This window comes from Planctomycetota bacterium (assembly GCA_016872555.1).
In the GTDB taxonomy this organism is placed as follows: domain Bacteria; phylum Planctomycetota; class Planctomycetia; order Pirellulales; family UBA1268; genus F1-20-MAGs016.
Map to the genome: position 1 here is coordinate 1 of VGZO01000137.1, position 1979 is coordinate 1979.

1 protein-coding gene is annotated in these 1979 nt (G+C 69.3%); it reads left to right on the plus strand.

The window, feature by feature from the left end; all coding sequences use genetic code 11:
- Positions 1-1979, plus strand: a 1979-nt coding sequence (locus FJ309_17510) for a hypothetical protein (GenBank protein MBM3956371.1), incomplete at both ends; no start/stop codon positions are given.

Genomic DNA, 1979 nt, shown 5'->3' on the forward strand with positions numbered 1-1979 from the left:
GCAGTGCCGGGATGCGCAGGCGCGCGGCGCCTGCGCGACCGGCCTGGGTGAAAGCACGCCATCCGCGCCACATCCGATCGCGCCGTGCCATGCCTGCGCAACCCTTGCCAGTGGGCTGGTCCGGTGGTCGGTCGTGGTCGCCGTCGGTCTGCCCCGGCTCCTCGTGTCACCGTTCACATCCCGTTTCCCTGTCCTTGAAAGGCCTGCTCATGCCTTTGCGTCGCCTCGCGCCCTGCTCGAGTTCGCGCGCCTGTGGTCTGGCCGCGCTGATCAGCCTCGCCCTGATGTCGCAGGCTCCGGCCCAGGTGAGCGGCACATGGGCGTCGCCGCTGTCCGGCAACTGGAGCTCGTCGGCCAACTGGCTCGGCGGCGCGATTCCCGACGGCGGCGGGACGGCGACGTTCAACAACGCCCTCGGCCAGATCGGCAACATCACCGGCACGATCGACACCACGTCATGGACGTTGGGCCGGATCGTCTACGAGCAGGGCTTCAGTGTGTCGATCGCCGGCAGCGGCGGGGGCGGGATCGTCATGAGCGGCAGTGGCCTGACGATCGACAGCGTCCGGTCACAGATCTCGTCGGCGTCCTCGTTCTTCAACACCGTCAACGGGATCTCGGCCGTGATCTCGGGCACCGGCCCCCTCGTCAAGACAGGAAGTGGCAACGCCGCCCTGAGCGGTGCCAACACGTTCACGGGCACCGTGAGGCTCAACGAGGGCGCGCTGTGGCTGACGGCCGCCGGCCAGAACACGGCGCTGGGCAACACCGCCAACGTGCTCGAGTTCAACGGCGGCACGCTGGGGATCTCCACCAACGCGCTGACCAGTGCCCGAACCGTGGTCGTCAACACGGGCGGCGGCACGATCCGCAATTTCGCCGCCTCGACATTGAGCGGCACGCTCACCGGCGCCGGCACGTTGGCGGTGCAGGTCGCGACTGCGGCCACGACGCTCAGCGGCAACGTCTCGGGATTCACCGGCGGCCTGCGCGTCGACAATGGCTCGCTCACGCTCAGCGCCACGACGGCGCTGGGTGGCTCGGCCGCGATCGAAAACGGCGGCACGTTCACGCTCGCCAACAGCACCACGAACATCGTCAATCGGCTCAACGGGCGGTCGATCGCGTCGTTCGGGGGAACGCTCGTCTACCAGGGCAACGCCGCGGCGGTGAGCAACGAAACCGCCGGCACGCTCGCCCTGAAGAGCGGGGCGACGACGATCACGATGTCGCCCAACGCCGCCCAGCAGGCCAACCTGCAGTTTTCCGACATCGCGCGTGAGGACCGTGCGACACTGTTCGTCCGGGGCGTGAGCGGCGCCGCACCCGCCGCGGGCGTGGCAAACGTCTTGGTGACCGCGGCTCCCGGGCCGCAGATCGGCGGCGGCGGCGCGGCCACGTCGTCGACCGCGTCGATCGTTCCCTGGATCCTCAACAGCACCGTCAACAACACCACCACCGGCACCGGCCTGTCGTTCGTGACCTGGGACGCCGCGTCACAGCGGCTGATCCCGCTCGACACCACGACCGGCTATGCCACTACCCTCGCGACCGCTGCTGCCAACGAGAATGTCTCGCTCAACGCCGGTGGCACGGTGGCGGTCAACGCCGGGGGGCAGACGGTCAACGCCCTGCGCTTCGGGGCCGCCACGACGCTGTCCGGTGCCGCGAGCGACGTGCTCACCGTTACCAGCGGGGCCGTGCTGTCGACCACATCCACGTCGATCATCGACGCGCCGCTCAATTTCGGCTCGGCCGAGGGAGTGGTCTACGCGTCTGGGGCGCTGACGATCAACGGCGCCATCGCCGGATCCAACGGCCTGACAAAAGCCGGGATCGGCGTCCTGACGCTCTCCGCCGCGAACACCTACACCGGGCCGACGACGTTGACCTTGGGCACGACGTTGGTGCCCGGCGGCATCGTCACCGCCGACGGCAGTGCCCCCAGTGCGTTCGGCCAGGGCACGTCGCCGATCACG